Source organism: Nonomuraea montanisoli (genome assembly GCF_013363975.1).
Lineage (GTDB): Bacteria > Actinomycetota > Actinomycetes > Streptosporangiales > Streptosporangiaceae > Nonomuraea > Nonomuraea montanisoli.
Genome location: NZ_JABWGN010000007.1, coordinates 154,749 through 180,981, shown reverse-complemented (window position 1 = coordinate 180,981; position 26,233 = coordinate 154,749). Strand labels below are relative to the sequence as shown.

28 protein-coding genes are annotated in these 26,233 nt (G+C 71.1%); 17 read left to right on the top strand and 11 right to left on the bottom strand.

The window, feature by feature from the left end; genetic code table 11:
- The first annotated feature begins 76 nt into the window (after positions 1 to 76).
- Complete coding sequence (locus HTZ77_RS19160; RefSeq protein ID WP_175590987.1) at positions 77 to 982, top strand: glycerophosphodiester phosphodiesterase family protein; 906 nt, start codon at positions 77 to 79, stop codon at positions 980 to 982.
- A 23-nt stretch (positions 983 to 1,005) separates the two neighbouring features.
- Here HTZ77_RS19160 and HTZ77_RS19155 read toward each other — a convergent pair whose 3' ends face one another.
- Complete coding sequence (locus tag HTZ77_RS19155) at positions 1,006 to 1,977, bottom strand: Lrp/AsnC family transcriptional regulator (RefSeq protein ID WP_175590986.1); 972 nt, start codon at positions 1,975 to 1,977, stop codon at positions 1,006 to 1,008.
- Positions 1,978 to 2,058: 81 nt separating this feature from the next.
- Between HTZ77_RS19155 and HTZ77_RS19150 the strand changes: the two genes are divergently transcribed.
- The 4 genes from HTZ77_RS19150 to HTZ77_RS19135 all read left to right on the top strand — a co-directional run bounded on the left by HTZ77_RS19150 (position 2,059) and on the right by HTZ77_RS19135 (position 5,201).
- Positions 2,059 to 2,922 (top strand): SDR family oxidoreductase, encoded by an 864-nt coding sequence (locus tag HTZ77_RS19150; RefSeq protein WP_175590985.1) that lies wholly within the window; start codon positions 2,059 to 2,061, stop codon positions 2,920 to 2,922.
- Positions 2,919 to 4,004: an FAD-dependent oxidoreductase gene (locus HTZ77_RS19145; protein ID WP_205302863.1), complete on the top strand. Its 1,086-nt coding sequence runs from the start codon at positions 2,919 to 2,921 to the stop codon at positions 4,002 to 4,004. The genes HTZ77_RS19150 and HTZ77_RS19145 overlap by 4 nt, the downstream gene beginning before the upstream one ends.
- A 241-nt stretch (positions 4,005 to 4,245) precedes the next feature.
- On the top strand, positions 4,246 to 4,821 hold the full coding sequence (locus HTZ77_RS19140) for a MarR family winged helix-turn-helix transcriptional regulator (RefSeq protein WP_175590984.1): 576 nt from the start codon (positions 4,246 to 4,248) through the stop codon (positions 4,819 to 4,821).
- On the top strand, positions 4,818 to 5,201 hold the full coding sequence (locus tag HTZ77_RS19135) for a hypothetical protein (protein WP_205302862.1): 384 nt from the start codon (positions 4,818 to 4,820) through the stop codon (positions 5,199 to 5,201). The genes HTZ77_RS19140 and HTZ77_RS19135 overlap by 4 nt, the downstream gene beginning before the upstream one ends.
- A 23-nt stretch (positions 5,202 to 5,224) precedes the next feature.
- Here the strand turns inward: HTZ77_RS19135 and HTZ77_RS19130 are convergent, their stop codons facing one another.
- The gene (locus HTZ77_RS19130) at positions 5,225 to 5,932 is read right to left on the bottom strand and encodes a sugar nucleotide-binding protein (RefSeq protein WP_175590983.1); all 708 of its coding nucleotides are present in this window, start codon (positions 5,930 to 5,932) and stop codon (positions 5,225 to 5,227) included.
- A 364-nt stretch (positions 5,933 to 6,296) separates the two neighbouring features.
- On the opposite strand from HTZ77_RS19130, the gene tnpA reads away from it, so the two are divergent.
- The 3 genes from tnpA to HTZ77_RS19115 are packed head-to-tail and all read left to right on the top strand — an operon-like array spanning position 6,297 to position 8,524.
- On the top strand, positions 6,297 to 6,707 hold the full coding sequence (tnpA, locus tag HTZ77_RS19125; RefSeq protein ID WP_175591309.1) for an IS200/IS605 family transposase: 411 nt from the start codon (positions 6,297 to 6,299) through the stop codon (positions 6,705 to 6,707).
- Positions 6,673 to 7,896 (top strand): RNA-guided endonuclease InsQ/TnpB family protein, encoded by a 1,224-nt coding sequence (locus HTZ77_RS19120; protein WP_205302861.1) that lies wholly within the window; start codon positions 6,673 to 6,675, stop codon positions 7,894 to 7,896. The genes tnpA and HTZ77_RS19120 overlap by 35 nt, the downstream gene beginning before the upstream one ends.
- Positions 7,897 to 7,933: 37 nt before the next feature.
- Positions 7,934 to 8,524, top strand: coding sequence for a LysE family translocator (locus HTZ77_RS19115; protein ID WP_407940524.1), 591 nt, complete (start codon positions 7,934 to 7,936; stop codon positions 8,522 to 8,524).
- 39 nt (positions 8,525 to 8,563) lie between these two features.
- On the opposite strand, the gene HTZ77_RS19110 is transcribed toward HTZ77_RS19115, so the two are convergent.
- On the bottom strand, positions 8,564 to 9,262 hold the full coding sequence (locus tag HTZ77_RS19110; protein ID WP_175590980.1) for a GbsR/MarR family transcriptional regulator: 699 nt from the start codon (positions 9,260 to 9,262) through the stop codon (positions 8,564 to 8,566).
- A gap of 227 nt (positions 9,263 to 9,489) precedes the next feature.
- On the opposite strand from HTZ77_RS19110, the gene HTZ77_RS19105 reads away from it, so the two are divergent.
- Both HTZ77_RS19105 and HTZ77_RS19100 read left to right on the top strand, forming a co-directional pair.
- Positions 9,490 to 10,464 carry a hypothetical protein gene (locus HTZ77_RS19105; protein ID WP_205302860.1) on the top strand — a complete coding sequence of 325 codons (975 nt, stop codon included), beginning with the start codon at positions 9,490 to 9,492 and terminating at the stop codon, positions 10,462 to 10,464.
- A 34-nt stretch (positions 10,465 to 10,498) separates the two neighbouring features.
- Positions 10,499 to 11,662 carry a serine hydrolase domain-containing protein gene (locus HTZ77_RS19100; RefSeq protein ID WP_175590978.1) on the top strand — a complete coding sequence of 388 codons (1,164 nt, stop codon included), beginning with the start codon at positions 10,499 to 10,501 and terminating at the stop codon, positions 11,660 to 11,662.
- A 100-nt stretch (positions 11,663 to 11,762) separates the two neighbouring features.
- Here the strand turns inward: HTZ77_RS19100 and HTZ77_RS19095 are convergent, their stop codons facing one another.
- The 3 genes from HTZ77_RS19095 to HTZ77_RS19085 form a co-directional block, all read right to left on the bottom strand.
- On the bottom strand, positions 11,763 to 12,209 hold the full coding sequence (locus tag HTZ77_RS19095) for a hypothetical protein (RefSeq protein WP_175590977.1): 447 nt from the start codon (positions 12,207 to 12,209) through the stop codon (positions 11,763 to 11,765).
- Complete coding sequence (locus HTZ77_RS19090) at positions 12,206 to 12,601, bottom strand: helix-turn-helix domain-containing protein (RefSeq protein WP_175590976.1); 396 nt, start codon at positions 12,599 to 12,601, stop codon at positions 12,206 to 12,208. Before HTZ77_RS19090 ends, HTZ77_RS19095 begins: the two co-directional genes overlap by 4 nt.
- 581 nt (positions 12,602 to 13,182) lie before the next feature.
- Positions 13,183 to 14,013: an NAD(P)H-binding protein gene (locus HTZ77_RS19085; protein ID WP_175590975.1), complete on the bottom strand. Its 831-nt coding sequence runs from the start codon at positions 14,011 to 14,013 to the stop codon at positions 13,183 to 13,185.
- A 74-nt stretch (positions 14,014 to 14,087) separates the two neighbouring features.
- Here HTZ77_RS19085 and HTZ77_RS19080 point away from each other — a divergent pair, with 74 nt between their 5' ends.
- Positions 14,088 to 15,029, top strand: coding sequence for an AraC family transcriptional regulator (locus HTZ77_RS19080; protein ID WP_175590974.1), 942 nt, complete (start codon positions 14,088 to 14,090; stop codon positions 15,027 to 15,029).
- 72 nt (positions 15,030 to 15,101) lie between these two features.
- Here HTZ77_RS19080 and HTZ77_RS19075 read toward each other — a convergent pair whose 3' ends face one another.
- A complete protein-coding gene (locus HTZ77_RS19075) occupies positions 15,102 to 15,908 on the bottom strand; it encodes a UTRA domain-containing protein (protein WP_175590973.1) in 807 nt (268 codons plus the stop codon).
- A 198-nt stretch (positions 15,909 to 16,106) separates the two neighbouring features.
- On the opposite strand from HTZ77_RS19075, the gene HTZ77_RS19070 reads away from it, so the two are divergent.
- A complete protein-coding gene (locus HTZ77_RS19070) occupies positions 16,107 to 16,484 on the top strand; it encodes a hypothetical protein (RefSeq protein ID WP_175590972.1) in 378 nt (125 codons plus the stop codon).
- A gap of 742 nt (positions 16,485 to 17,226) precedes the next feature.
- Here HTZ77_RS19070 and HTZ77_RS19065 read toward each other — a convergent pair.
- Complete coding sequence (locus HTZ77_RS19065; protein WP_175590971.1) at positions 17,227 to 18,375, bottom strand: FAD-dependent oxidoreductase; 1,149 nt, start codon at positions 18,373 to 18,375, stop codon at positions 17,227 to 17,229.
- 62 nt (positions 18,376 to 18,437) lie between these two features.
- Between HTZ77_RS19065 and HTZ77_RS19060 the strand changes: the two genes are divergently transcribed.
- Positions 18,438 to 18,890: a MarR family winged helix-turn-helix transcriptional regulator gene (locus tag HTZ77_RS19060; RefSeq protein WP_175590970.1), complete on the top strand. Its 453-nt coding sequence runs from the start codon at positions 18,438 to 18,440 to the stop codon at positions 18,888 to 18,890.
- 536 nt (positions 18,891 to 19,426) lie between these two features.
- Here the strand turns inward: HTZ77_RS19060 and HTZ77_RS19055 are convergent.
- Positions 19,427 to 20,659: an FAD-dependent monooxygenase gene (locus HTZ77_RS19055; protein ID WP_205302859.1), complete on the bottom strand. Its 1,233-nt coding sequence runs from the start codon at positions 20,657 to 20,659 to the stop codon at positions 19,427 to 19,429.
- A 175-nt stretch (positions 20,660 to 20,834) separates the two neighbouring features.
- Here HTZ77_RS19055 and HTZ77_RS19050 point away from each other — a divergent pair, with 175 nt between their 5' ends.
- Complete coding sequence (locus HTZ77_RS19050; RefSeq protein WP_175590969.1) at positions 20,835 to 21,722, top strand: NmrA/HSCARG family protein; 888 nt, start codon at positions 20,835 to 20,837, stop codon at positions 21,720 to 21,722.
- 78 nt (positions 21,723 to 21,800) lie between these two features.
- On the opposite strand, the gene HTZ77_RS19045 is transcribed toward HTZ77_RS19050, so the two are convergent.
- Positions 21,801 to 22,853 (bottom strand): BUD32 family EKC/KEOPS complex subunit, encoded by a 1,053-nt coding sequence (locus tag HTZ77_RS19045; RefSeq protein WP_235994869.1) that lies wholly within the window; start codon positions 22,851 to 22,853, stop codon positions 21,801 to 21,803.
- Between the two features lie 101 nt (positions 22,854 to 22,954).
- Here HTZ77_RS19045 and HTZ77_RS19040 point away from each other — a divergent pair, with 101 nt between their 5' ends.
- On the top strand, positions 22,955 to 23,497 hold the full coding sequence (locus tag HTZ77_RS19040; protein ID WP_175590967.1) for an RNA polymerase sigma factor: 543 nt from the start codon (positions 22,955 to 22,957) through the stop codon (positions 23,495 to 23,497).
- Entirely contained in the window at positions 23,494 to 24,372 is an 879-nt protein-coding gene (locus tag HTZ77_RS19035; RefSeq protein WP_175590966.1) for a hypothetical protein, read from the top strand. Before HTZ77_RS19040 ends, HTZ77_RS19035 begins: the two co-directional genes overlap by 4 nt.
- A gap of 36 nt (positions 24,373 to 24,408) precedes the next feature.
- Here HTZ77_RS19035 and HTZ77_RS19030 read toward each other — a convergent pair whose 3' ends face one another.
- Complete coding sequence (locus tag HTZ77_RS19030; RefSeq protein ID WP_205302858.1) at positions 24,409 to 25,206, bottom strand: phosphatase PAP2 family protein; 798 nt, start codon at positions 25,204 to 25,206, stop codon at positions 24,409 to 24,411.
- Positions 25,207 to 25,359: 153 nt separating this feature from the next.
- Between HTZ77_RS19030 and sigJ the strand changes: the two genes are divergently transcribed.
- A complete protein-coding gene (gene sigJ / locus HTZ77_RS19025) occupies positions 25,360 to 26,232 on the top strand; it encodes an RNA polymerase sigma factor SigJ (protein WP_175590965.1) in 873 nt (290 codons plus the stop codon).
- Position 26,233: the final 1 nt, after the last annotated feature.

Below are 26,233 nucleotides of genomic sequence, written 5' to 3'. Positions count from 1 at the left end.
GCATCGGGATATTGCCGGCAAAAAGGATGCGGCGTGGCGGCACTGGAAGGTGGCGGGGGCCCGGTAGGGTCCGGGTGTGCGCGTTGAGATACATGGCCATCGGGGGGCTAGGGGCCTCTGGCCCGAGAACACGTTGCCCGGCCTGAGCCGCACGATGGAGCTCGGGGTCCACGCGCTGGAGCTGGATGTCGCGCTCACCGCCGACCGGCGGCTCGTGCTCACGCACGACCTCACGGTCTCGGCCGTCACGAGCGCCGACACGCGGCCGGTACGCGCCGGCGACCCGGCGTTCCCGTACGTCGGCAAGCCCATCAACTCCCTGACGCTCGCCCAGCTCCGCACCCTCGACGTGGGCGTGCGGCTGCCGCGGCACCCCGACGACCCGTTCGCGATCACCCAGGTGGCGATCCCCGAGACGCGCATGCCCACGCTGGGCGCGGTGCTCGGCCTGGTCAACGCCTACGAGGCCGACGCCGTGCGCCTGCACGTCGAGCTCAAGTCCGACCCGACCAGGCCCGAGCTGACCGCCGACCCCGAGCTGTTCACCGGGCTCGTGATCGACGAGCTCGACCGGCACGGCCGGCTGGACAACGTGGCCATCCTCAGCTTCGACTGGCGCGTCATCGCGCAGGCGGCGGCCCTGGCGCCCGGCACGCGGCGCTTCGCCCTGATCGAGCCCGACACGCTGCACTGGAACGGCGAGCTCGGCGACGACGTCCCCGCCGCCGCCCGCGACGCCGGGGCCACCACGCTGTCGCCCGAGCACGTGATGGTGGACGAGCGCCTGATGGCGCAGGCCGCCGCGGCGGGGCTGGACGTGGCGGTCTGGACGGTCAACGACGCCGAGCTGGGGGCGCGCATGCTCGACCTCGGGGTGTCGGGGATCGTGACCGACTACCCGGACCGGATGCGGGAGCTGTGGCGCGAGCGCGGCCTGCCGCTGCCCGGCCCGGTCGAGCCCCTGAGGCCCGTCTCCGTCTGATCCTTCATGGGAGCACGGCTTCCTCACAGAAGGACGGTGCCCACCCGCTTGACGGTGCGGATGACCGGGGACGTCTCCAGCTCCCGCACGCCCTCCAGGGGCGCGACCCGCTCGGTCAGGTACCGGTACAGGTCCTGCGTGTCCCGGCAGGTCACACCGGCCATGAGGTTGCTCGGGCCGGTGATGGCCGCGGCCACGTCCACCTCCGGGTGCGCCGCCAGCGCCGCCCCGACCTCCGCCAGCCGCGACGGGCGCACCTTCATCCACAGCCATGCCTCCGCCCGGTAGCCGAGTGCCTGCGGCGGGATCTCGACGTCGAACCTGAGCGCGCCGGCGCCGCGCAGGTGGTCGAGGCGCCGCCGTACCGTGGACTGCGAGCAGCGGCCGGCCGCCGCCAGCTCGCCGTAACCGGCCCGCCCGTCCTGGGCGAGCACCCGCAGCACGGCCCGGTCCTGCTCGCCGAGGGAGACCGCCACCGGGGACGGCGGCACGTCCTGCGGCTGGGGAGGAAAACGCAGCCGGGCCGCCTGGTCGTCGGAGAGGACGGCGACGCGGCTGCGCCACCCCGCGTACATGTGGAGAAACGCGTGCGCGGTCATGGCGACGACCCGGGGCGTGCGCGGCAGCTTCTTCAGCAGCAGCTCGCCGCCGTCCTCGCCGGCCGCGTGGACGCCGCAGACGATCTCGGTGCCGCCGGACGTCAGGCGCACCCACACCGTGTCGTCACGGCGGGCCAGCGCCTCGGCCACCGGCCCGGCGGCGTCGGGGGTGCAGACCAGCCGCACCGCCCAGGAGGTGTGCCCGTACAGGGCGCCGTCGAGGACGCCGACGACGCGCAGCAGGCCCTCCCCGCGCAGCCTCCGGTAGCGCCGGGCGATCGTGTGCTCCGAGACGCCCAGGACCTCGCCGATCCGGTTGAACGCGGCCCGCCCGTCGAGCTGCAGGGCGTGCACGAGAGCGAGATCGAGGTCGTCAAGCGAGCCGCTTTTCTCCATATTTCATGATTTCACGCCGGAAATCAGCACTCAACCTGGTCTGAGGTGCGCCGCCCGGCCTGCCGGGACGATCGTTGGCGCATGAGCACTTACCTGGTATTCGGTTCCACCGGCAACGTCGGCAGAAGGGTGGTCGAGCGGCTCACCTGGTCGGGCGCCGCCGTGCGCGCCACCAGCCGCCGCCCCGAGTCCGCCCGGCTTCCTGAGGGGGTCGAGGTGGTCGTGCCCGACCTGACCGCGCCCGGCGTCCTGGACGGCGTCGAGGCGGTGTTCCTAATGTGGCCGTTCCACTCGGACGAGCAGGCGGCCCCGTACCTCGACGCGATCAAGCGCGGCGCGCGCCGCGTCGTCTTCATGACCGGCGGCGGGGTGCGTCCCGGGCTGCCGCCCGAGCAGCAGCCGAACCCCGTCGCCCGCTGGCACGCCACCGTCGAGCACCTGATCCGGGAGTCGGGCATGGAGTGGACGGTGCTGAGCCCCAGCACGTTCATGGTCAACACCCTGTGGTGGGCCGACCAGATCAGGGCCGGCGACGTCGTCCGGGGAGCGTACGGCTCGGTGGCGATGACGCCGATCCACGAGGACGACATCGCCGCGGCGGCGGTGAGCGCGCTGACCGGCCCCGGGCACGCGGGACGCCGCTACACCCTGACCGGTCCGGAGGTGCTGACGCAGGCCGAGCAGGTGCGGGTGATCGGCGAGGCCGTCGGCCGGCCGCTGCGCTGGCAGGAGCTGTCCCGCGAGGAGGAGCGCGCGCGGCTGCTGGCGGACCCGTCCTTCCCGGACTCGTTCGTGGACGAGCTGCTCGACGGGTACGCGAAGATGGCGGCGACCGTGCCGCCGTCGGTCACCACGACGGTCGAGGAGATCACCGGGACGTCCCCCGCCACGCTCGCCTCGTGGGCCGTCGAGCACGCCGCCGCGTTCGAGAGGTTCCTGCCGTGAGGGTGATCGTCGCCGGCGCGGGGGTCGGCGGGCTGTGCCTGGCCAACGCGCTGCGCGGGGCCGGGATCGAGGTGTCCGTCCACGAGCGCGACCCCGCGGTGGGCTCCCGGCGTCAGGGGTACCGGCTGCACCTGGGCGAGACGGGCATCGAGGCGCTCTCCTCGGCGCTGCCGGCCGGGCGCTGGGAGGAGCTCCTGGCCGGCGCGCACGTGCCGGAGCCGCGCTTCGTCCGCCTCGACCCGAGGCTGAACGTGCTGGACGTCATGGAGCACGGCGGGCGGCACCTGTCCGTGGACCGCGAGGCGTTGCGCCGGACGCTGCTGGCCGGTGTGGAGGACGCCGTCACGTTCGGGGCCCGCCTGACGGGCTACGAGGAGACGGGCCACCGTTCGACGGTCACGGCCGGGTTCGCGGACGGGTCCGCCGTCATGGGGGACGTGCTGGTGGGCGCCGACGGGATCGGCTCCGCCGTGCGCGAGCGGTACCTGCCCCACGCCCGGGTCGTGGGCACCGGCCTGGTCCAGCTCTACGGCAAGATCCCGCTCGCTCTCGCGTACGACATGGGGAACGTGTTCACCGCGATCACCGGGCCCGGCCATCGGACCGTGGGGGTCGCGCCCACCCTGGGCTACGCGACGTGCTCCTTCGGGGCCCGCGCCGAGGACCTCCCTCCCGGCCTGGACCTGATGAGCCAGGAGGACCTTCGCGCGCTGGTCATGGAGATGACCCCCGGCTGGCACCCCCGCGTCCACGACATGATCGCCCGGTGGGCGGAGATCATCCCGCTGGAGCTGCGCACCAGCGTGCCGATCCCGTCCTGGCCGGCGACGCGGGTCACCCTGCTGGGGGACGCCGTCCACGCGATGAGCCCGGCGGCCGGGGCCGGGGCGAACGTCGCCCTGCGCGACGCGACGACCCTCGCCTCGGCCCTGGCCCGCGGCGGGGACCCGGTGAAGGCGGTGCGCGCGTACGAGGCGGAGATGACCGAGTACGGCTTCGCCGCCGTACGGGCCTCCGCCGCCAACGGGGCCCGCTTCCTCGGCCAGGACCCCCTCCCCGAGGAGGCCGGGCAACCGTCGTGACGCCCGCGGCGCCGGGATCAGCTCACGCCTCCCACGACGGCCTTGCCCTCGCGCGCCGCGGCGGCGGGCCAGCGCGCGTTCCCGTGCTCGGCCTGGGCCCCTGCCCTCCGCGATGTCGCCGAGGACCCGGTGGTCGCACCCGTACCTGGCGCCTCCGGCCGGAGCCTGCCCGTCATCGCCGAGGATCGCGTATCGGAGGACTCGCCATATCGGGAAGTACGTACTAATCTATCTTCTTACCATGAAGGACGTACATAACTACGACCGCGACCCCGACGGGTCCCTCTACGACCCCCGGGTCAGAGCCGCCATGGCGGACTTCGCCGGCGACCCCGCCGACCCCCTCACCCTGCTCACCTTCGAGGCGGGTGCCGCCGTCCGCACCGCCTACCACTCCGTCGAGCGCATGCGCGCACACGGCTCCCAGGGCCGGGGAGTCAGCGCGGGCGCGCTGGACCTGCTGATCCGGCTGAACGGCAGCGACGCGGGCATCAGCATCGGCGACCTGGCCCGGGCCGCCGGGGTCAGCTCCCGCAACGTCACCGGCCTGGTCGACACCCTGGAGAACGACGGGCTCGTCCGCCGGGTCCCCGACCCGGGCGACCGGCGCTCGGTGCTGGCCCGGATCACTCCCGCCGGACGAGCCTGGATCGAGGCGTTCCGCGAGCCGTCCCGGCTGGCCATGCGGGCCATGTTCCAGGGGTTCTCCGCCGAGGAACTGGTCGTCTTCCGCGACCTGTGCCTGCGGATGGCCGCCAACCAGCACCACCTCGCCGACCGCCTCTCCCACCTCTCCCAGAACGGGGAACAGCCATGACGAGCATGACCGCCGCGGAACAGACCCGGCGCACCGTGCGCGGCTACCACGAGTCGCGCTTCCGCGGGGAGGCGGGCGCGGCGGCCGAGCACCTGGGAGAGCCGTTCCGCTTCCAGAGCCCGTTCATCACCTCGGAGGACCGGGAAGGCCACCTGGCGACCCTGCCGGGGTTCGTGTCGATCGTGACGGGCGTCGACCTGATCAGCGAGCTGTACGGGGAGGCGGAGGCGACACTCGTGTACGACGTGCACACCGCGACGCCGGTCGGCACGCAGCGCACGGCCGAGCACTTCCGCCTCACCGACGGCAAGATCACCTCGATCATGCTGCTCTTCGACGCCGCGCCGTGGCAGCCGATGAAGGCGCACATCGAGCCCTGAACCCGCGTCCTGAGGGACCTGCCTCAGGAACGCCTCAGGAACTCCCGCGCGCCCCGCAGCCGCGTCCGCAGGCACCGCTGTGTCGCCGCGCAGTCCAGCCGCACGTCCAGCGGGCCGGGCACGTCCATGTCCGCCCGCCGGCCGCGCACCAGTCGCGCCGCGGCCAGGTCCTCGACATGCACCGGGCAGCGCACGTCGTCCGTGAACAGCACGCCCTGCTTCCGGCCGGTCGCCAGGGCGCGTACGAACGACTCATGGCCGGAGCGGCCGTCACCGACGATCAGGGACGTCCGGACGACCACCGCGCCCGGCACGATCGCCCGCACCGCCACCTCGGCCGCCGCCTTCGCCGCCCCGTACGGGGAGATCGGATCCGGCACGCGATCCTCGGCGTAGGTGACCGCCTCGCCCGAGAAGACGGCGTCGCTGGACACGTGCACCAGCCGCCCGCCGGCCGCCGCGACGGCGAGGGCCACGTGGGCGGCGCCGTCCGCCGTCGCCGTCCAGTCCGCCTTGCGGTGCGCGGCGTTGACGACGACGTCCGGCGCGAGCGCGCCGACCAGCTCGGCGACCGCCTCCCGGTCACGGACGTCGAGAGGGGACCAGGCGACGCCCGGGGCCGCGCCGGGGCGGGTCATGAAGGTGGCGGCCACGGTGTGGCCGGCGGCGAGCGCCTGCCGGGCCAGCTCGCCGCCGAGAAAGCCGGCGCCCCCGACGATGAGCAGCCTCATGGGTGGCCACCTGTCCTTTCCTTCCATCGCGCGCCCGGGCGTACCCCCTCATGATGACGGCGGCTTCATGACCTGGCGCCGAATGCCGCAAAGCGGTCATCTAGATTTATGTCGGGCCATCGTGGCAAGGCTCACGGAAGGGAAGACTGCTCCTGAGAGGCATGATCGCCTTCGCGATCGCCTCCCTGCTCATGTCCATCAGTTTCTCCCGAGGGGACCAGCGGCTTTAGCCGTTGAGGGAATCGGGAATGGGAGGGCCGCCAAGGCCCGAGCGTGCAGTGACCCGTCAGATTCGGTCATTAGAGGTCTCCGTTCCTCGCGCATTAGATGTGTGACGCCGTCATAATGATCGTGTGGCTCGTCACTGCGTACCTCCCCCGGTGCGGCATATGACCTCGGATACCACGTCGTGTGGTGCCCGAGGTACCGCCGCCCGGTCCTCGGCGGGCGGGTGAAAACCCGCCTGGAGGAGCTGATCCACGCCAAGTCCGACGAGCACGACTGGGAGATCATGGCGTTTGAGGTGATGCCCGACCACGTGCAGTTGTTCGTCAAGCCGCATCCGAAGAACTCGCCGTCGTATGTGGCCAACCGGTTCAAGGGCTTCACCTCCCACCACCTGCGCGCCGAATTCGCGCACCTGCGTTCTCAGCTGCCCACGCTGTGGTCGCGGTCCTACTTCGTGGCCACGGTCGGCGCCGTGTCCGCTGAGACGGTGCAGCGCTACATCGAGACGCAGTATGAGAGGCCGCCCAAGGGCGGTGGCCGTGCGTAGGTCCTGCAAGTTCCTCATGCGCCCGACGCGCCACCAGGTGATCGCCCTGACCGCGTGCCTGGACGACCACCGCGCCCTGTACAACGCCGCCCTCGAAGAGCGCCGCGAAGCGTACAAGCGGACGAAGATCTCTATCCGGTACGGCGACCAGTCCGCCCAGCTCAAAGAAATCCGCGCCTGCATCCCGGACCAAGCCCGCTGGTCGTTCTCCTCCCAGCAAGCCACGCTCCGGCGTCTGGACAAGGCGTTCCGCGCGTTCTTCGACCGCGTCAAAGCGGCCCGCACGCCCGGATACCCACGTTTCAAGGGCCGGGGCTGGTTCGACACCGTCGAGTGGCCAAAGGACGGTGACGGCTGCCGGTGGGACTCCCAGCCTGGCCCCCCGGCCGCCACGTTCGTGCGCCTGCAAGGCGTCGGGCATGTCCGCGTTCACCAGCATCGGCCAGTGCAGGGCCGGGTGAAGACGATCAGCGTGAAGCGGGAAGGCTCCCGCTGGTACGTGGTCCTGTCCTGCGACGACGTCCCGGCCGAGACGTTGCCCGCCACCGGAGCGGTCGCCGGAATCGACATGGGCGTGGCATCGTTCCTGACCACCTCGGACGGTGCGCAGGTCGGCAACCCGCGCCACCTGGCCGCTTCCGCTGACCGGCTCGCCGCCGCCCAGCGGAACCTCGCACGTAAGAAGCGCGGCTCGAAACGCAGGCGCAAGGCCGTCGCCCGCGTGGCCGCGCTGCACGGCAAGGTCCGTCGTCAACGACTGGACGGCGCGCACAAGGCAGCGCTGGCGCTGGTGCAGGACTACGACGTGATCGCGCACGAGGACCTGCGGATCGCGAACATGACCAAGGCCCCGGCGCCGAAGCCTGACCCCGACCAGTCGGGCGCATTCCTGCCCAACCGCGCGGCGGCCAAGGCCGGGCTGAACAAGAGCATCCTCGACGCGGGTTGGGGGGTGTTCCTGACGATCCTCGCGCACAAGGCTGAAAGCGCCGGTCGAGAGCTGATCGCTGTGAACCCCGCCAACACCTCCCGCACGTGCGCCCGTTGCGGGCACTACGCAAAGGAGAACCGCGTCACCCAAGCCGAGTTCCGATGTACGGCGTGCCGCTACGAGGCGCACGCCGACGTGAATGCGGCGATCAACATCCTCAGGGCAGGGCTTGCCCTTCGCGACGCCGCAGCGGCCTAGCGAGAAGCCGCCCCCTTCAGGGGGCGGAGGAGTCACGATTCCCGGGCCCACCACCGTGGTGATCCTGCGGCAGTCCATCCGCGCGGGCCGGCCGGCGGGAGTGGCGACCGTGCTCGGCAACGAGACCGGCTGGCTGGTGTGGTGCCTGGCGGCGGCGTTCGGCCTGTCCGCGCTGCTCGTCGTGTCCGAGCTCGCCTTCGACGTCATGCGGATCGTCGGCGCGATCGTGCTGGTCTGGTTCGGCGCGAGGATGCTGTGGCAGGCGCGGCGCGGCGCCGAGGGCGTTCCGTCCGGAGACCTGACCGCGCCGGCGCCCGCCGGCCCCTCGCTGTGGAGCTGCTACCGGTCGGGGCTGCTGACCAACCTGGCCAATCCGAAGGCCGGCGTGTTCGCGCTCTCCTTCCTGCCGCAGTTCGTGCCCGAGGGCGCTCCTGCGCTGCCGACGCTGCTGCTCCTGGCGGTGGCCTCCGCCCTGATCGACCTTGCCTGGTATCTGGGGATCGTCCGGCTGGTCGGCGCGGCCGAGGGCTTCTTCAAGCGGCCGGCCGTACGCCGTCGCCTGGAGTACGTGTCGGGAACCCTGCTGATCGGTCTCGCCGTCCGCCTCGCCCTGACGAGCAAGCCCTAGTGTTCGACAGCCCGCGCCCGTAGCCCTCGTGAGGGCCGCTCAGTCCTGGCCGGTCGCACCCCTGGCGGCGTAGGCCGCGCGCCACTGCTCGGCCGCCTCCAGCATGGCCCGGCCGACGTGGTCGAAGAAGTCCCCGATGTCGCGCAGCCGGGTCCCGGCGGGTGAGGCGACCCCGAGGGTTTCCGCTCCCTGACGGGCGAAGTCGGCCAGCAGGGCGTTCTGGCGGGCGCTGGCCATCCAGCCACGGAACCAGGCGTCGGCGTCGATGACGTAGCGGTCGCGGCGGCGGCGGGGGTCGCGTTCGCGGCGGATGAGCTCCTGCTGCTCCAGTTCGGCGACGGCCTTGGAGATGGAGGCCGGGCTGACCTGGAGGTGCCTGGCGAGCTCGGCCGCGGTGAGGCTGCCGCTGTCGGTGAGGTAGAGGGCGGAGAGCACGCGGGCGGTCATGCGCGACAGCCCCGTGTTGACCACCAGCTCGGTGAACTGCTCCTCCAGGTCGCTGACCGCTCCGGGGTCGCGTTCCGCGAGGACGGGCTGGCTCCTGCGGGCGCGTTGCCGCGTGGCCTGGTGCGCCTGGTCGGCCCGGTAGCCGGTGGGACCGCCGTTGCGGGCCACCTCGCGCGTGACGGTGGACAGCGGCCGGTTCAGGCGAGTGGCGATCTCGGTGTAGGTGAGCCCTTCGGCCAGGCCGTCGGCGATCTGCCGGCGGTCCTGATGGGTCAGCCTGCCTCCGGGCATGGACGACGCCTTCCTGTTCGCGGGGAGCGGGGACATCGGAGTCTTGCATTCGCTTCATCTCATTGCAAGTCGGTCGGCTTGCATTCACGTACACCATCATTGCAAGCAGGTCCGAAAACCCGTGTTGTTAGGGCTTTTATGTGTTGACGAAATAGTGAATGCAAGTTAGCTTTTGCTCTGTCGCAAACGCGAGGCGCCGGTCTTCCGACGCCGAGATGGGAGTCCCCATGAAGTCCTGGCACCGCCCGCTGCTGCTCTGCGCGGGGCTCATGTCCGCCCTGGTCCTGGTCAGCCTCGCCGGCCTGGTGACCGACAGCCGGACGCTGCTGGGCGAGTCGGTGTGGGTCAAACCGCTGAAGTTCGGCTTCGCCTTCGCCCTCTACGCCGGGACGCTGGCCTGGCTGATCTCCAAGCTGACCAAGGCCCGGCGCCTGGGCCGGTGGATCGGCACCGTCTTCGCGGTGGGCGTGACCGTCGAGGTCGCCGCCATCACCATCCAGGCCGCCCGCGGCACCTTCAGCCACTTCAACGCCGACCAGAGCGACCCCGTCACCCTGGCGCTGGTCCCGGTCCTCACCACCGGCGTGATGATCGTCCTGATCACGCAACTGGTCATCGCGGTCATGGTGCTGGTCCAGCGCGCCGCCGGCCCCGCGCTCACCCGCGCCATCCGCGCCGGGCTCGGGCTGGCCACCGCCGGCATGCTCATCCCCCTCTACTGGATGGTCACCGACCTCCACCCCCGCACCGTCACCGACGCCAACGGCGCTCAGGTGCCGATGTACCAAGGGCACGGCATCGGCGACCCCGACGGCCACGGCATGCCCCTCACCAACTGGAGCGTCACCGGCGGCGACTTCCGCGTCCCGCACTTCTTCGCCCTGCACGGCATCCAGGTCCTGCTCGTCGTCACCGCGGTCCTGGCCGCCCTGGCCGCCCGGCACGTCTGGCTGCGCGACGAGCGCGTCCGTGCCCGCCTGGTGGGCTGCGCCGCGCTCGGCTACACCGGCCTGGTCGCCGTGGTGACCTGGCAGGCCGCACGCGGCCAGTCCCTGATCCACCCCGACACGGCCACGCTCGCCGCCCTCGCCGCAGTGGCCCTGATCACCGCGTTCGCCACCACCTGGACGATCGTCGCCGCCAGACGCGCCACCGTGCGGGACGCCGCCGCGACCGAGCCCCGCCGGCCGGCCACCCTCTGACCACCCCTCTTTCCCCTCTGAAAGGACTTCTGAAGTGATCGCATCGCTCTCCGCCAAGGCCGGACTGCTCATCGCCGCGACCCTGGTCGCCACGGCCCTGCCGGCATCCGCGTCCCCCGCTCCCGGGCGTCCCGACGTGCAGCGCGTGCTCGACCGAGCGGTCGCTACGAAGATCGCTCCCGGCATCGTCACGGAGATCCGGGACGGGAGCAGCCGCTGGTTCGGCTCGGCGGGTGTCTCCGACACCAGGACCGGTCGCGAGCGCCACCAGAACGAGAGGTTCCGCATCGGCAGCGCGTCCAAGGCCTTCACCGCCACCGTGGTGCTCAAGCTGGCGGCCGAGGGCAGGCTGAGCCTCGACGACACCCTGGACAGGTGGCTGCCCGGCCTGTTCGACGGCACCGCCTACGAGCCCGGCAAGATCACCGTCCGGCAGTTGCTCAACCAGACCAGCGGCCTCTACGCCTACACCAATGACGAGTCCTTCTTCGAGCGGGGCGTGGGCGAGGAGTGGTTCAAGCACCGCTACGACACCTACACGCCGGAGCAACTGGTGAGGATCGCGCTCGAGCACCCGCCCACCGGCGGCCCCGGCGAGCGCTTCACGTACTCCAACACCAACTACATCCTGGCCGCCATGATCGTCGAGAGGGCGACGGGCAGGACCTTCGCCCAGGAGCTGAACCGGACCGTCATCCGTCCCCTGAACCTGGCCGGCACCTCCCTGCCCGCCACGGACCCCACGATCCGCGGCCCCCACCCGGTGCACTACTCCGTCCTCTTCTCCTCCGCCCCCCAGCCCGAGATCCACGACGCCACGGAGATGAACCAGTCCTTCGCCTGGGCCGCCGGCGGCATGCTCTCCACCACGACCGACCTCAACCGCTTCTTCTCCGCCCTGCTCGGCGGCCGTCTCCTGCCGGCCGCCCAGCTACGGGAGATGCTCACCACCGTCCCCACCGACGGCTCGGGCTGGATCCCCGGCACCAGGTACGGCCTGGGAATCTTCGAGCAGAAACTGCCGTGCGGGGTGACCGTCTGGGGCAACGCCGGCGCCACCTACGGCTCCTGGAGCTACGCCATGGGCACCCGCGACGGCAGGCACCGGGTCGCCAGCCAGGTCAACGGCGACTGGGCTCCGCTGAGCGTCTTCACCGACGTGCTGTCCGCGGAGTTCTGCCCGCCCGCGTCCCGATAGCCGGCGGCCACACCGCGCGGACCGGAGGCGGCCCGGCGAAGGCGCCGCCTCCCAGGGGCGGCGCCTTCAGGCGGGGGCCGCCTTCAGGCGGGGGCCGCCTTCAGGCGGGGGCCGCCTCCGGTCGTACGCAGAAGCGAACGGACGCGACCTCGACATCCCCGACATCGAGGATCCATTCATAGACGCTGCCGGGCACCAGAGGCAGCGGAGGGATGTTCACGGAGAAGGACAGGTTCATCGGGATCCGGCGGGCGACGTCCTCGTGCGGCCGGCTGTAGCCGACGTCGAGTCCACCCTCGAAACCGATCGGCTTGGTCGTTCCGTCGGCCAGCGGCACCTCGACCGGATGGCGTTCGTCGTCGACCAGCCTGAGGTGGAAGGCGAAGTCGTCCTCGACGTCATGCCAGGGAATCCGCAGGAACCCGGCCAGGGCCGAGGGAGGCACGACCGGGCCGGTCAACGACCAGCCGGCTCCGAGGAGGTGGACCTTCCCCGAGGTCTGATCGGTGTTGCCGGAATCCGCGAGGACGAGGAACGCCTCCATCACCGTGCGGCTCGCTTGAGGTCGATGCTCGCCGTGCCGAAGGTCTGCGGCGTCTCGGACCCCCAGCCGGACACCTGGATCCTGGCCGGCGTGGAGCTCGTCTCACTGGCCTCACCGGACACGCTGACCGCGTGGAACACGTCGACGCCGATGGCCAGCGCGTAGCGCCGGATGGTGGACAGATGAGGGTCGCCACCCAGCCGCTCGAAGTCGGAGACCGCCGGCTGGCTGCGCCCCATGCGTTCGGCGACGTCGGCCTGCGTCATGCCGCGTTGCCGGCGGATGCCGACCAGCGTCTCGATCAGCCGCATGTCCCGGTCGATCGCGGCGTTCTCGCGCTGCACCTGGGGGTCGTCCAGGTCGATGCCCAGAAGCTCGGCGATGCGAGGGTCCATCACCATCAACCTCCCCGTATCGGTTTCACCTTATATTCTCTCCAGCCACTCGGCCAGCCGATCCCTGGCACGGTCCATGACTCGGTCCTGAGCGCCCCTGCCGCCCTTCATGTGGAAGGCGAGCGCCAGCAGCACATGCTCGCCCCGTGGTCCGTGGGCGAAATAAAGCCGATATTCGTTACTCGTGTGAGTAAGGCGGGCTTCATAGAGCCCTCGACCGAGAGATCGCGTATCTCGGGGTAAAGCCGTGTTGTACTGAATTCTGCCAAGGAGAGCGCCAAGCTCCTTCTTCGGTGGCCCGTCACCCAGGGCAGCTCTGATTTCCTCGCTCACTACGGGGCGGCCGTTGGGCGTTCGATAGAAGTGCCAGACCGAATCGGGCTTGTCCCGCACTTCACCACCTCGATTTCCGGCACCGAGCTGAAGGTGTCAATCTATCGCGATCACTCCGTACGGGCCCTCAGGCGAGCCGCTTGCGCGAGGCGGGCACCAGCAAGGAAAACGCGCTGTACCACTTCTCCTCCAAGCCTGCTCACCGTCGCGGCGATCGCGGCCAGCCGCGTGCGCCTCCGCGAACGCGGTCAGTCGCTCCAGGCTCCGGCGGCGGCGGCCGTCCTGACGTAGTCGGCGAACGGCCGCGGGTCGCGCCCGAGCACCCGCCGTACGCCGTCGCCGACGCGCTCGCCTGCGCCGTCGCGAATCCGGCCCAGGAGCTCGGCCACCAGGTCGGCCGCCTCACGGGGAATGCCCTGAGCCGCCAGCGCGGCGGTGAACTGGGCGGTCTCCAGCGCCGTGTAGCGGATGTGCCGCCCGGTGGCCTCGGAGATCATCTCCACCGCGGTGCGGAACGACACCGGTTCGGGGCCGGACAGCTCGTAGACCTCCCCCGCGTGGCCGTCCTGGGTCAGAGCGGCGGTCGCGACGTCGGCGATGTCCTCGACGTCGACGAACGCCTCCCGGCCCTCTCCGGCCGGCAGCGCCAGCTCTCCGGACAGGACCGGCCCCAGGAACATGTCCTCGCTGAAGTTCTGCGCGAACCACGCCGGCCGCAGGATCGTCCACTCCAGGTGCGTCGCGCGCAGGGCCAGCTCGACCGGCTCCTGGTACGGGTCCGCCGCGCCATCCACGCCGCGCGCCGACAGCAGCACCACCCGGCGGGCGCCGGCCGCCGCCACAGCCGTCAGGAACTCTTCCACGGTGGCGGCCGGCACGGCTTCGTTCATCGGGATGAGGTAGACCGCCCCCGCGCCCTCCAGAGCGGGCCGCCAGGTGTCACGGTCGGCGAAGTCGAATCTGGTCCCGCCGGAGCGGGAGGCCGCGCGGAAGGGACGGCCGAGCCGGTCGAGCCGGTCGACGATGCGGCGGCCGGTCTTCCCCCGGGCGCCGAGCACGAGAACAGGTGAATCAGACATAGGGCAAGCACACCAGGTGCCGCGAGAGACCATCCATGGCCATTCATCTCGCAGACATGTGAGATCGTCTCACCATGGATCTCCTGGAGGACTACCTCGCGGGTGTGCGGGCGCACGGCGCGGTCTTCTGCCAGTCGGTCGCCGAGCCGCCGTGGGCGGTGCGTTACGCCGATCCCGCCCCGCTGGCGCTGGGCGCGATGCTCCGCGGCGAGTCCTGGATCGTCCGCGACGGCACGGCTCCCGTCCAGGTAGGGGAACGCGGTGTCGTCCTGGTCCGCGGACTGCGGCCGTTCACCGTGGCCGACCGTCCGGGCACGGAGCCCCAGGTCGTGATCGACGGCGAGGAGAGCTGCTGGACGACGGTCGGCGCCTCCGGGGCGGCCGGACCCGAACTGGTGGTGGGACCGCGCACGTACGGGTTCAGCGCCGACGGCTCCGACCTGTTCGTCACCGCCGAGTACCCGCTGCGCGGCGACGTGTCCGAGCGCCTGCTCAGGGCCCTGCCCGAGGTGGCCGTCATCCCGCCGGACCCCGAGTTCGCGCCGCTGCTGGACCTGCTGGCGGTCGAGATCGGCCGCGACGAGCCGGGCCAGCAGGTCATCCTCGACCGGCTCCTGGACCTGCTGCTGGTACGGGCGCTGCGCTCGTGGTTCGCGCGGCCCGACGTCGAGGCCCCACCCGGCTACCGGGCCCTGGCCGATCCGCGGATCGGGCGGGCGCTGCGCCTGATGCACGAACGCCCGGCCCATCCGTGGACGGTCGCGGCCCTGGGCACGGAGGTGGGGATGTCACGGGCGGTGTTCGCCCGGCGCTTCGCCGAACTGGTCGGGCAACCGCCCCTGGTCTACCTCACGGAGTGGCGGATGACCGTCGCCGCCGACCTCCTCCGCAAGCCCGGCACCACCGTCGCCGCCGTGGCCAGGAGGGTGGGGTACGCCGACGGCTTCGCCTTCAGCAATGCCTTCAAACGGGTTCGCGGCATGCCGCCCAGTGAACTGGTCCGTTCCGCGAGGTAGGACCGTCGTCTCGCACCGACGGTTCGGCCACGCGGCCCGCTCGGGCGCGAGCCCGACCGAGACGCCGGTCGATCAGAACTCGTCGTGCCCGGAGACCTGGCCGATCGGGAAGACGTGCCTGCTGGCGGCGCAGATCGTCTCCAGGACGTGGACGGGCGTGTCTTCCGTCGAGTAGCTGGCGCGGAGCACCTGCACGATCCACTCACCGGACTCCAGCTCCAGCGTCTCCCGCTCGAACGGTGTCGGCGGCCGGGCGGTCAGGTTCTCCTCCGCGTGGCCGAACGCGTAACCAAGCGCGGTCAGCGCGGACTGGAGCGACGGCTGGACGAACTCGGGCTCGGCGATCCGGGTGCCGCCGAACAGGTCGGCACGGAAGTAGCTGGTCGCGATGCGCACAGGCACGTCGTTCGCCGTCATCATCTTGCGCCGGGCGATGATGTCCGTACCGGGCTCGACCCTGAGACACGCCGCCACATGCTCGCTGGAAGGCTCCGGGCCCACGTACAGCATCCGGCGCCCGGCCTTGAGCCCCTGCCGTTCGGCCTCGGCGAGGAACAACGACTGTGAACCCCGAACGGCGGGCTCGCTCGGCAGCGCACGCAGAACCAGAACTCGGGGCGCAGACGAGGCCGGCCCTTCGGGCGCGCGAGCGGCGGGCCCTTTCCGCATCTGGGAGATGCGCCCGGGCGACACGCCGAGCCGTCCGGCGATGTCCTCCAGGCTCATGCCGGACTCGCGGGCCTCCGCGATGGCCTGACGGCGCATCTTCGCCGCTTCGGTGACCAGGCCCTGCTCCTCGGTCATGAGGCGGCTGAGGATGCGTGCCCGTTCGACCGGATCGCCCACCTGCGCGACTTCCCTCAGCGCTTTCATGTCCATCAGGGCGTTGCCTCCTCAGCGACTGACAGCAGCAGACTTTAGCCCCCTATTGCAGGAGCCGCAGTCGGGCATCTACGCTCGATTTTAGCCCCCCTATAGTGGCGGGCTTAAGGAGACCCCCGCCCGTCGGAGCACGGTGCTGGCACACCGCCGACAGACAGGGGTCTGAATCGCATCGAGAGCTTTGGAGCGTCCACGATGCAGAACCAGATTACTGCCGTGCCCGAGAACGGCAAGGAAACGCAAGCGCAGCTATCCGCGGGCCTCCTGCGCGACGCCCTTTGGGCGGACCATGACATACCGGCGGACACGCATGACGGGCACGACCTCGCCCTGGTCTCGGTCTGGGTCGGACTGGTCGTGTGGTGCGACGGGGTGTGGTTCTGGTGGCGTGCGGGATGGGACGACCGACGCAAGCGAGTGGTGTACGCACGGCATCCCACGACAGAACCATCACGGGCCGCACGCCGAGTGGCCTTCCGCTACGCCGACCTCCGCAGACGTCAGCCGGCTTGGGAGGTGATCGACGATCTGCCCTCTGCCGCATCCCTGTCCACATGCGAAGGAACGGAATGAGGGCGCCGTCGCCGCGTAGTGGTGCACGCGTCAAGATCGTGGACACCTCACATAGTCCGGCGAGGACACGCAGTTCGGCTGCGCGGCTGCTCGGGCGACACGGGACAGTTGCCGGCTCGTCGCGTCACGCCGCTCTGGCTCTGGTCGAGCTCGACAGCGAACCACATGGGATGACCGGAAGGGCGCGGTGCTGGCAGATCCATTGGGCGGACCTGCTTGTCTGCGGCGCCCAGCAGAGGGCTGACGGGGACACCCACCGTTATCGGTTGGGACTGTCCAGCCTGGACCGCGAGGCCGTGCAGCACGCAGTGGCGGTCGGCGAAGCGGCCGGCCTCTGTGGGCAACCAGTGCTACCTCTTCCGATGCTCGGCTGGTCGCTGCGGTTCATGCCCACGTCGCGCCGAGCCTGTCCGACCTGCGCGTGCCTGAGCGAACACCCCGAAGGGTGATCACTAATATCTGCCTGACACGGGAGAAAGCGCTTCAGGACCGGGGGGGTGTAGGGGCCGGTAGGCCCCCACCTGGGGCGAAGCCCCATGGCAAGGCGTCCGAGCGGAGCGAGGGCCTACAGGGGCCGGGGCCTTGCCCCGGCTGGGGGCGACGTCTGAGCCCCTCGGCGCGAAGCGCCCCTAAGCGAAGCCCTTTGCGCGAAGCGCCCCCAGGCGAAGCCTGCCGCGCGAAGCGCCCCCAGAAATACGTCCGAGCGGAGCGAGGGCCTTTTGCCTTCTGCCTCCTCACCCGTTCAGGCAGATTCAGCGGTGAGGCGGTTGCTGAAGCGGGCGAGCATGGCGGTCTGGGACGTCTCGGGGAACATCCGGCCGATCAGCGGTGGGATGCGCCAGTTGGCCGGATTGCGCTTGGCCAGCCGGGACACCAGGGAGATGCGCGGGTAGCGGGCCTTCTCGTACGCGCGCAGCCGTACCGCCGGATCGTCGTCACCCCCGGCGAGTGGATCGTCGGCGCCCTTGGCGAGTTCGCGCCCGAGCACCCAGGCGTCCTCAAGGGTCTGGTTGGCGCCCTGTCCCAGGGTGGGCGGCATGGTGTGGGCGGCGTCGCCGACCAGGGTGACGCGGCCCTGTCCCACCACCGGCCGGACCTTGTTCCAATGGTGTCCGAAGAATTCGAGGTCGTCCTCGGAGGCGGCGGCCAGCACCTCGGGGACGGGCGAGGCCCAGTGCCCGAACCGGCGCCTCAGCTCGGCCAGCGGCGCGGCGGGGCGGGGGGCGGACGGCGACCAGCGCACGTCGAACCACCACTGCAGGAGGCCGTCGCCGGCCGGCATGAGCCCGCACGCGCCCTCCGGCCCGGTGATCATGAGGTGGCGGCTCGTGTCCGTGATCTCGATGTCGATCGGGCTGAGGCCCTGCCAGGTGCCGAAGGTCGCCGGTCGTACGGCGCCGTCGCCCCACAGATGGCGGCGTACGACGGAGTGATGGCCGTCGGCCCCGACGAGCAGGTCCCCCTCGGCCGTGGACCCGTCGGCGAAGGTCACCGTCACCCGGCCCGGCTCCTGGCTCACGCTCGTGCAGCTCATGCCGTACTGGACGAGGTCGTCGGGCAGTCCGTCGGCGAGGCGTTCCGACAGGTGGCGGCGCGAGACGGCCTTGGTCACGAAGCCGAAGCGCTCGGCCGCGTGGGCGATGTTCATGCTGGTGCGTAACCGGCCGTCGGAGGCCAGGGCGTCGATCCGGTCGATGCGGGCACCGGTGCCCTCCAGGCTGACGCCGAGATCGTTCAGGATGGCGTTGCCGTTGCTCCAGACGAGCAGCGCCTTGCCGCCCGTCCGCCGCTCCGGAGCCTGTTCGTAGACCCGCACCCGATGTCCGGCGGCCAGCAGGACCCGAGCCACCGCGAGTCCGCCCACCCCGGCGCCGATGACGAGAACGTCCATATCTCCTCCACTTCGGAGTATCTCCGCTTCGAAGATATATCGATGTGGAGTAGGTTCGGAAAGTGGCCCACAGGAATCCAGGAGAGACGGTCTTCCGGGAGTTCGTGATCGCGGTTCTCCTCCACAACGAGGCGATCGCCGACCGGCTCGGTCTGCAGGTGCTGGACGTCACCGCGCTCATGCTGCTGGAGACGCGCGGGGCGCTCGCCGTGGGGGCGATCTCGGAGGCCCTGGGGCTGCCGTCCGCGTCCACGACCCGTCTGATCGACCGGCTGGAGCGGGCCGGCTACGTGCGACGCGTACGCGGGGAACGCGACCGCCGTACGGTCACCGTGGAGCTGGTCGAGGACAACATGGCCGACTACGACGCCGCCTGCCGGGCGTCGCGGCGACACCTGGAGAAGCTCACCGCGCACTACGGGCCGGAGCAGGTGCCGGTGCTGCTGGACATGTTCGTCCGGATCGCCGGGGCTTATCGGTCGGCCACACAGGATCTGCGGGAGGACGGGGGCTGACCAGCCGCCCCCTGTTCGCGCCGGCCGGAAGACCTGCTAGAAGGTGGTCGTCCGCTTCGACGGGCTCTCGTTCCCGCCGGCTTCCGGCCCCCGCCAGAGGGTGATGGCGGTGCCGGTGAAGCCAGGCCGGCCCACCGGGGCAGGATGGCGCGCCACGTCACGATCGCCACCAGGAGCAGCCCGGCGTTGACCACGAGGCCCCCGGCGCTGAAGGTCACGTCGATCAGGTTCAGCGACTCCCGGTACGCCTCCAGCAGCGCGCCGCGACCACCTGCCCGAGATAGGCGAAGGCTGTCAGCAGTGCCCAGCGGGGCAGGAGTCGCGCCCATTGCCGGACGTTGTCGACGGTGGTGAGCGGACTGGCGTCGAAGGAGGGCATGCTTGCGGCCTTTCAGAGCAGGGATGTGCTGGTGTACGGCTGACCGACCAGGACGAGCCGGCGACCCACCGGCCGCCTGTCACGCCTGCCACGCCTGTCACGCCTGTCATGCGCGTCACGGGGTGGGAGCAGGCAGGCTGTCGGCGGAGCGAAGCGCTCAGACCGCCGCCCGCGCGGGCCGGCGGCGCGCGGTGAGCCGGCCGCGCAGCCGTCCGACGCCCGCGGCGGCCGGCCACAGGCGGGTCGCCAGGTTCCGGGTCACGATCCCGGCGCGGGTGGCGGGGACCATCATCGAGGCGGCCGCCTGGACGTGGCTCTGCTTGGGGTCGACCAGGGTGCGGTGCTCGGCCTCGTACCGGGCGAAGGCCGACCGGTGGTCGCCTGGGGTGGCGGCCAGCTCCTTCGCCAGCGTGTGGGCGCCGGCGATGGCCAGGGTGGAGCCGTCGCCGAACAGCGACACCGACGAGCCGGCGTCACCGAGGAGCGCGACGCGGCCGCTGCTCCAGGTGTCGAGCCGTACCTGACTGACGGAGTCGAGCCACAGGTCGTCGGCGGCGCGCACCCGCTCCAGCAGCTCGGGCACCCGCCACCCGTCACCTGCGTAGGCGTCGGTCACGATCCGCTTGTGCTGGGCGATGTCGCGGTGGTCGAAGCCCTCCACCGCCGGGCCGCGGAAGATGAAGGCCGCCAGCGTGCGGCCGTGCACGGGATGGAGGGACACCAGGCGGCCGGGGGCGTTGTGGAGGACGACGTCCCGCTCCTGCTCGGCGGTGTCGTCCAGCTGCAGCGTCGCGACGTACAGCCCCGTGTGGCGGACGAACTCCTCCTCGGGCCCGAAGGCCAGCCGGCGGGTCGTCGAGTGGAGTCCGTCGGCGCCGATGACGAGGTCGAACCGGCGCGGCGCGGACTTCTCGAAGGTGACATCGACGCCGTCGTCGTCCTGGGTCAGGGAGGTGATGGTGTCGTCGAACAGGAACTCGGCCGAGTCCCGGCTCGCCTCGTGGAGGATCCTCGCCAGGTCGGTGCGCGTCACCTCCACCTCGCCGCCGCCCGCCTGCTGCATCGCCCGCATGTCGACCCGGCCGACCTCGCAGCCGGCGTCGTTGACGAAGCGCATCGCCGTCACCTCGGTGGCGGCCTCGCGCAGCCGCTCCATCAGGCCCATCCGCTCGACCACCTGTACGGCCGGCCCGCGGACGTCCACCGGGTTGCCGCTGGTGCGCAGCCCAGCCGCCCGCTCCACGACGGTGGGACGGAATCCGTGCTCGGCCAGCCAGTAGGCCAGCGTGGGCCCGCCCACGCCGGCTCCGGAGATCAGCACCGAGGGGTTGGTCGTCATGGTCTCGCTCCTGTCGCTGGGGTCCGCCGGCTCGCCATGGGGCGCTGCCATGGCCCATGACTGTATGACCAGATTCGAAAATTCGTCAACTCACTGCGAGCTGTTGACGAAAAAAGAAATCTGGTCATATGGTTCGGCCGTGAGTGCGAACGCCGAAGGGCCGCGCCACCGGACGGCACGGTGAACGACCTCGCCGCCCAGACGACTTCGACCTGGAAGGACCCCCATGAACACGCACGGCAAGACCATCGTCGTCACCGGCGCCACCGGGAATCAGGGCGGCGCCACCGCCCGCCACCTGCTCGCCGCCGGCTGGCACGTCCGCGCCCTCGTCCGCGACGACACCGCGCCGGCGGCTGTCGCGCTCGCCGCCTCAGGCGCGGAACTCGTCCGCGGTGACCTCGACGATCGCGCCTCCGTCGAGGCGGCGGTACGCGGCGCCCACGGCGTCTACAGCGTCCAGTCCGCCAACCCCGACGAGCTCGCCCAGGGCAGGAACGTCGCCGACGCCGCCAAGGCCGCCGGCGTCCAGCACCTGGTGTACTCCTCGGTCGGCGGCGCCGAGAGCCAGAACGGCTACTACCAGGAGCGGGGCTGGGGGCCCATCGAGAAGTGGAAGATCGAGGAGCACATCCACGACCTGGGCCTGCCCGCGACGATCCTGCGCCCCGCCGGGTTCATGGAGGACTTCACCAGCCCCGCCAGGTTCTTCCAGAACGGCTCTCTCAACGTCCCGTGGAACGACGACCTGGTCATGCAGCTCATCGCCGTCGACGACATCGGGGCTTTCGCCGCGCTGGCCTTCGCCGACCCGGACCGGTACCTGGGCCGGGCCCTTGAGATCACCGGAGACAGGCTGACCACCCCGCAGATCGCCGCGGCGCTGAGCACGGCGGCCGGCCGCCCGATACCGCACACCCAGGTCCCGCTCGGCGCTCTGTGGGAGCACGCCCCTGAGGCCGCCAAGGTGTTCACGTGGGCGGACGAGCGGTACTTCGACACCGACCTCGCACCCCTGCGCGAAGCCCACCCCGGCCTCATGGACTTCGCCACCTGGCTGGACCGGGCGGGCAAGGACCGGCTGCTGGCGCGACTGGCGTCCGCGCCGGCGTGACTCGTCCTGTCGGCGGGGACGTGGCGCGGCCACGACGGGATGGAGCGGAACAACCGGATGACGCCGGTGGGTGATCCTTCACTCGAGAGGCAGGGCGTGCCGTCCGGCAACCTGGCGGATCTCCTCCAGCGGGTACGGCGTCTTCCTGCTCTCACTCTGCAGAGAGTGGTAGAAGTCGTTCAGCACGGTGGCCAGCGGGCTGTGCCGCGACAGGAGGGCGGCGACCCCGCTGGGCACACCGGCCGGCCGCTCTCCCGCCGCCCATTCCCGCACCAGCTTCCGACGCCCTTGCCAGTCGGCGCCGTGGAAGGCGCCGGCCAGCCAGTTCACCAGGTACGACAGCGTGTAGGTGCGGTCATAGGTGAGGTGCCGACGATAGAAGGCCCGTTCCTCCTCCGACAGGTCGAATCGGGCCGACACGGCCTGCCCGAAGTCGGTCAGATAGAAGCGACGCCCGTCGGTGAGGAAGTTCCCGAAATGCGCGTCGAAGTGCAGGAGGCCGCCCGCGTTCATGGCGGACACGACCTCACGCAGCCGCTGGTCCACCAGGGCGCAGGCACGGTCGGCGTCGCCCGCGCGCACCTGCTCGTCCAGCCACTGCTGCAGGTTGCAGGGAAAGAACTCCAGGAAGAGCATCAGACTCGCCGGAGCCCCCGCCAACGCCTCGATGCGGCGGCGCACTCCGGGCGCGCCCTCCCAGAAGGTGACCGCCCGATCGATGTCGGCCAGCTCTCCGTACAGCGGAGCGGGCTCGGCGTCAGGCAGCACCCGCCAGTGATACAGCAGCGGGAAGCCGGGGAACCGGCCGGTCAGCACCCACTCAGTGGTCATCGTGTGCGCGGCCAGCTCGCGCCAGGCGCCGAAGCCAGGCGAGCCGATGCCGTACTGGCAGAAGGGCGGCAGCCCGAACAGGTCGGCCGTCGAGTGCGGGTGGCGCAGCTCGGGCTCGGTGAGGGGCACGCGTTTGACGAAGACCGAGGTGCCGCCGACCTCGAGCCGCGCGGACGCCCCGCCGATGCCGGTGCCGAGCGGTACGGCCTCCCGCTCCAGCAGCTCGGCCAGTTCCCGGTCGTCGTAGCGGGCCATGGCCGTGGAGACGTCCCAGTGGGTGGTCAGCCGCGGATCCATCATCATGATCACTTTACTGGCCGAGGACGGCCTGGGTTCGTAGAAATGCCCCCAGAATTCCGGACATGGACGTAGGTGACCGATGATCCAGTTAAGGAGACCGGATGGGAGCCGATCCCAACAGCCGGTTCGTGGAGATCTACGAATCCGCCTACGAGCCCATACTCGGGTATGTCCTGCGCCGTTGCCCGCACCCTGAGGACGCCGCGGACGTGGTGGCCGAGACGTTCACCATCGCCTGGCGCCGCATCGAGGAGGTGCCCGAGGACCACGAGGCGCGGCTGTGGCTGTACGGCGTGGCACGCCGGGTGCTCGCCAACCACCGGCGCGGTGAGCGGCGCCACGAGCAGCGTACGGCGGCCCTGCGCGAGCGGCTCGCCGCGTCCCCCGCGCTGGCCCGTCCACCGGAGGACGAGATCTCACAGATGGGACGGGTCTTCCGTGACCTGACGGACGACGACAGGGAGCTGCTCTCCCTGGTCGCCTGGGAGAAGCTGGATCACGGGCAGATCGCCCGCATGCTCGGCATCTCCCGCAACGCGGTACGGATCAGGCTCTACCGCGCCCGCAGGCGTTTCGCTCGGGGCCTGGCGGGAGCCGGCATCGACCATCCTCGTGCCGTCGCCCTGGAAGGAAGCTCGCTGTGAATCTCGCCGACATCGCCCGCGTCCACGACAGGGACCTCGCCGGAGAGGCCGCCGCACCGGAGGCTCAGGGGCTCATGCACGCGATCATGTCCGAGGAGCGGGAGCGGCTCGCCGTGGCACGGCCCCGCCGCAGGGTGGGCCGGGGGCTGGTGCTGGGTCTCGCCGCCACGGCGACGGCCGTGGCGATCGCCGTCGGCGCCGGCCTGGTGGGCGGGCCGGCGACCAGTTACGCCAACGCGGCCGTCTCCATCAAGAAGACCGACGAGTACTTCAGCGTGAACATCACCGATCCCACGGCCGACCGCCGCCGGTTCGAGGAGGCGTTCCGGGCGGTCGGGCTGAACGTCACGGTGAAGGTGATCCCGGTGGCGCCGTCCGAGGTGGGGAAGCTGATCGGCCCCATCGTCCCGGGCGGCTTCATGTGGCACGGCAGCATCGGCACCCAGAGCATCGAACCGTGCTCGTCGGCGTTCTGCGCGAAGGTCTGGATGCCGGCCGACTTCCCCGGCCGCGTGGTGTTCGGCGTCGGTCGCCCCGCCAGGCCGGGTGAGCCGTACGTCGACGAAGGGCCCGGGGGTCCGGAGGGCGAGGAGGCTCTGTCCGGGTACGTCAGCCACGGCAAGGCGGTGGCGGACGTACGGGCCGAGCTGCGCCGGCGCGGGCTCAAGGCCGGCTACCGGCTGATGTGGCAGTACAGCGACGGCGGCTGGTTCGACGAAGCCGTGCCGGCGAGCCGGGTCAAGGGCGCCTGGACCGTGGCGTCGACCCGCTTCAGCAGCTCCGACACCGTCGACCTGTACGTGACCGCCGGCAAGGACGCGGGCCCCGCTCCGAGCCCGCATCCCCAACCGCAGTGGTACGACATGCCTGACTGAGCCGCCATCCGGGACGGCACCGGCTTTCCCGGACGCTCAGTCGCGAGCACGCCGGCGCTCGGCCAGGCGACCGCACGCCGCCGCGACGGCGATGGAGACCGCCAGCAGGGCGACGCTGCCGGCGATGTCGAGCACGTAGTGGTTGCCCGTGATGATCACGACGGCCACCATGCCCAGCGGAAAGATCCACGGCAGCGACGCCAGCCGCGGATGCGACCTCCGCAGCGCGCACCACACGGCATACGCGCACCACAGCGACCACCCCACGTGCATGCTGGGCATCGCCGAGTACACGTTCTGGCCGTTCTCGACCTCTCGTGAGGCGTGGCCGCCCAGGATGTCGTGCTCGGCGATGATGTCGACGACGCCCGGCAGGGCGAACCGCGGGGGCGACATGGGCACCGCCCAGTAGACGGGCAGCACGAGGACGGTCATCGCGACGAGGGTCCGGCGGACCTCGGCGTAGACCTCGGCGTGCCGGACGAAGACCCACACCAGCACACCGACGATCACGAGGTAGTACAGGCGGTAGTAGTACACCGCCGGCTGGATGAGGGCCGGATGCTCGGTCAGCCACCGGTTCGCCCCCAGCTCGATGTCCAGGTGGAGGGCTCGTTCCATGGACTGCAGGGCCAGAGCGTCGGCGGTGGCGACCGCGGCGTCCTTCCCGACGGCGGCGTGAAGCCGTGAGAAGAGCAGGATCACGAGCAGCAGAACGGCCGCTTCGACGAGCGGGGCGGGGCGCCGCCCGCCCATGCTCCCGACGAGTGCTGCTGAGCGGATGCGCGCCACCAGGCGCGATAATCGGCCGGGGGCCACCTCACGCGGGTTCACGCGGGCCACCCTAATGCCCGCCGCTTCCACATTGTGAACTACGTCACCCTTGTCTTTCTTCGCATCGAGGGCGAAGCGCCCCCGTCATGACGCGGGAATCGGTGTGCCTAGGATCGGAGGCCGATCACTCGTCCGGGGGGCAGGAGGCCGAGGGTGGAGTTGACCGGCCCGTTGGCGGAGGCCGCCTGGGAAGCGCATCGCCCCGCGGTCTTCGGGGCGGCCTACCGGATCCTCGGCACCGTGGCCGAGGCCGAGGACGTGACGCAGGAGGTCTGGTTGCGCGCCGCCACCGCCGACCTGTCCGAGGTACGGGACCTGCGGGCCTGGCTGGTGACCCTGGCGGCCCGGACCTCGTACAACGTGCTGAAGTCGGCGCGCGTCCGGCGCGAGTCCTATGTCGGCTCCTGGCTGCCCGAACCCCTGCTGACCGGGCCCGACGCCGGCACCCAGGTGCTCATGGACGAGTCGGTGAGCACCGCGATGCTGGTGGTCATGGAGACGCTCACCCCCGCCGAACGCGTCGCGCTGGTGCTGCACGACGTCTTCGGCTTCCCGTTCGGCCGGATCGCCGAGGTGCTCGGCGGCACGCCCGCCGCGAGCCGGAAGCTCGCCTCCCGCGCGCGGGCGCGGGTCGCCGCGGTCGAGGAGCGGCCCCGGGCGTCCAGGGCCGAGACCGAACGCGTGCTCAAGGCGTTCAAGGCGGCGGCCGACGCGGGAAACATGGCCGGGCTCGTCGAGCTGCTGCATCCCGAGGCCGTCTACGTCGCCGACGGCGGCGGCAAGGCGACGGCGGCGCGCAGGCCGGTCCGGGGCGCCGAACGGATCGCTCTGCTGGCGGTCAGGCAGGTCGAGATCAGACGTCCCGACGGGTTCCAGGTCATCGAGGTGAACGGGCACCCGGCTCTGGCGACTCTCCTCGGCGGCGAGTTGGTCTGGCTCGACACCGTGGAGGTGGTCGACGGGCGGATCACGGTGTTCAGGAGACTGGCCAATCCGGACAAGTTCGCTCGCCTCGGTCACATCTGAG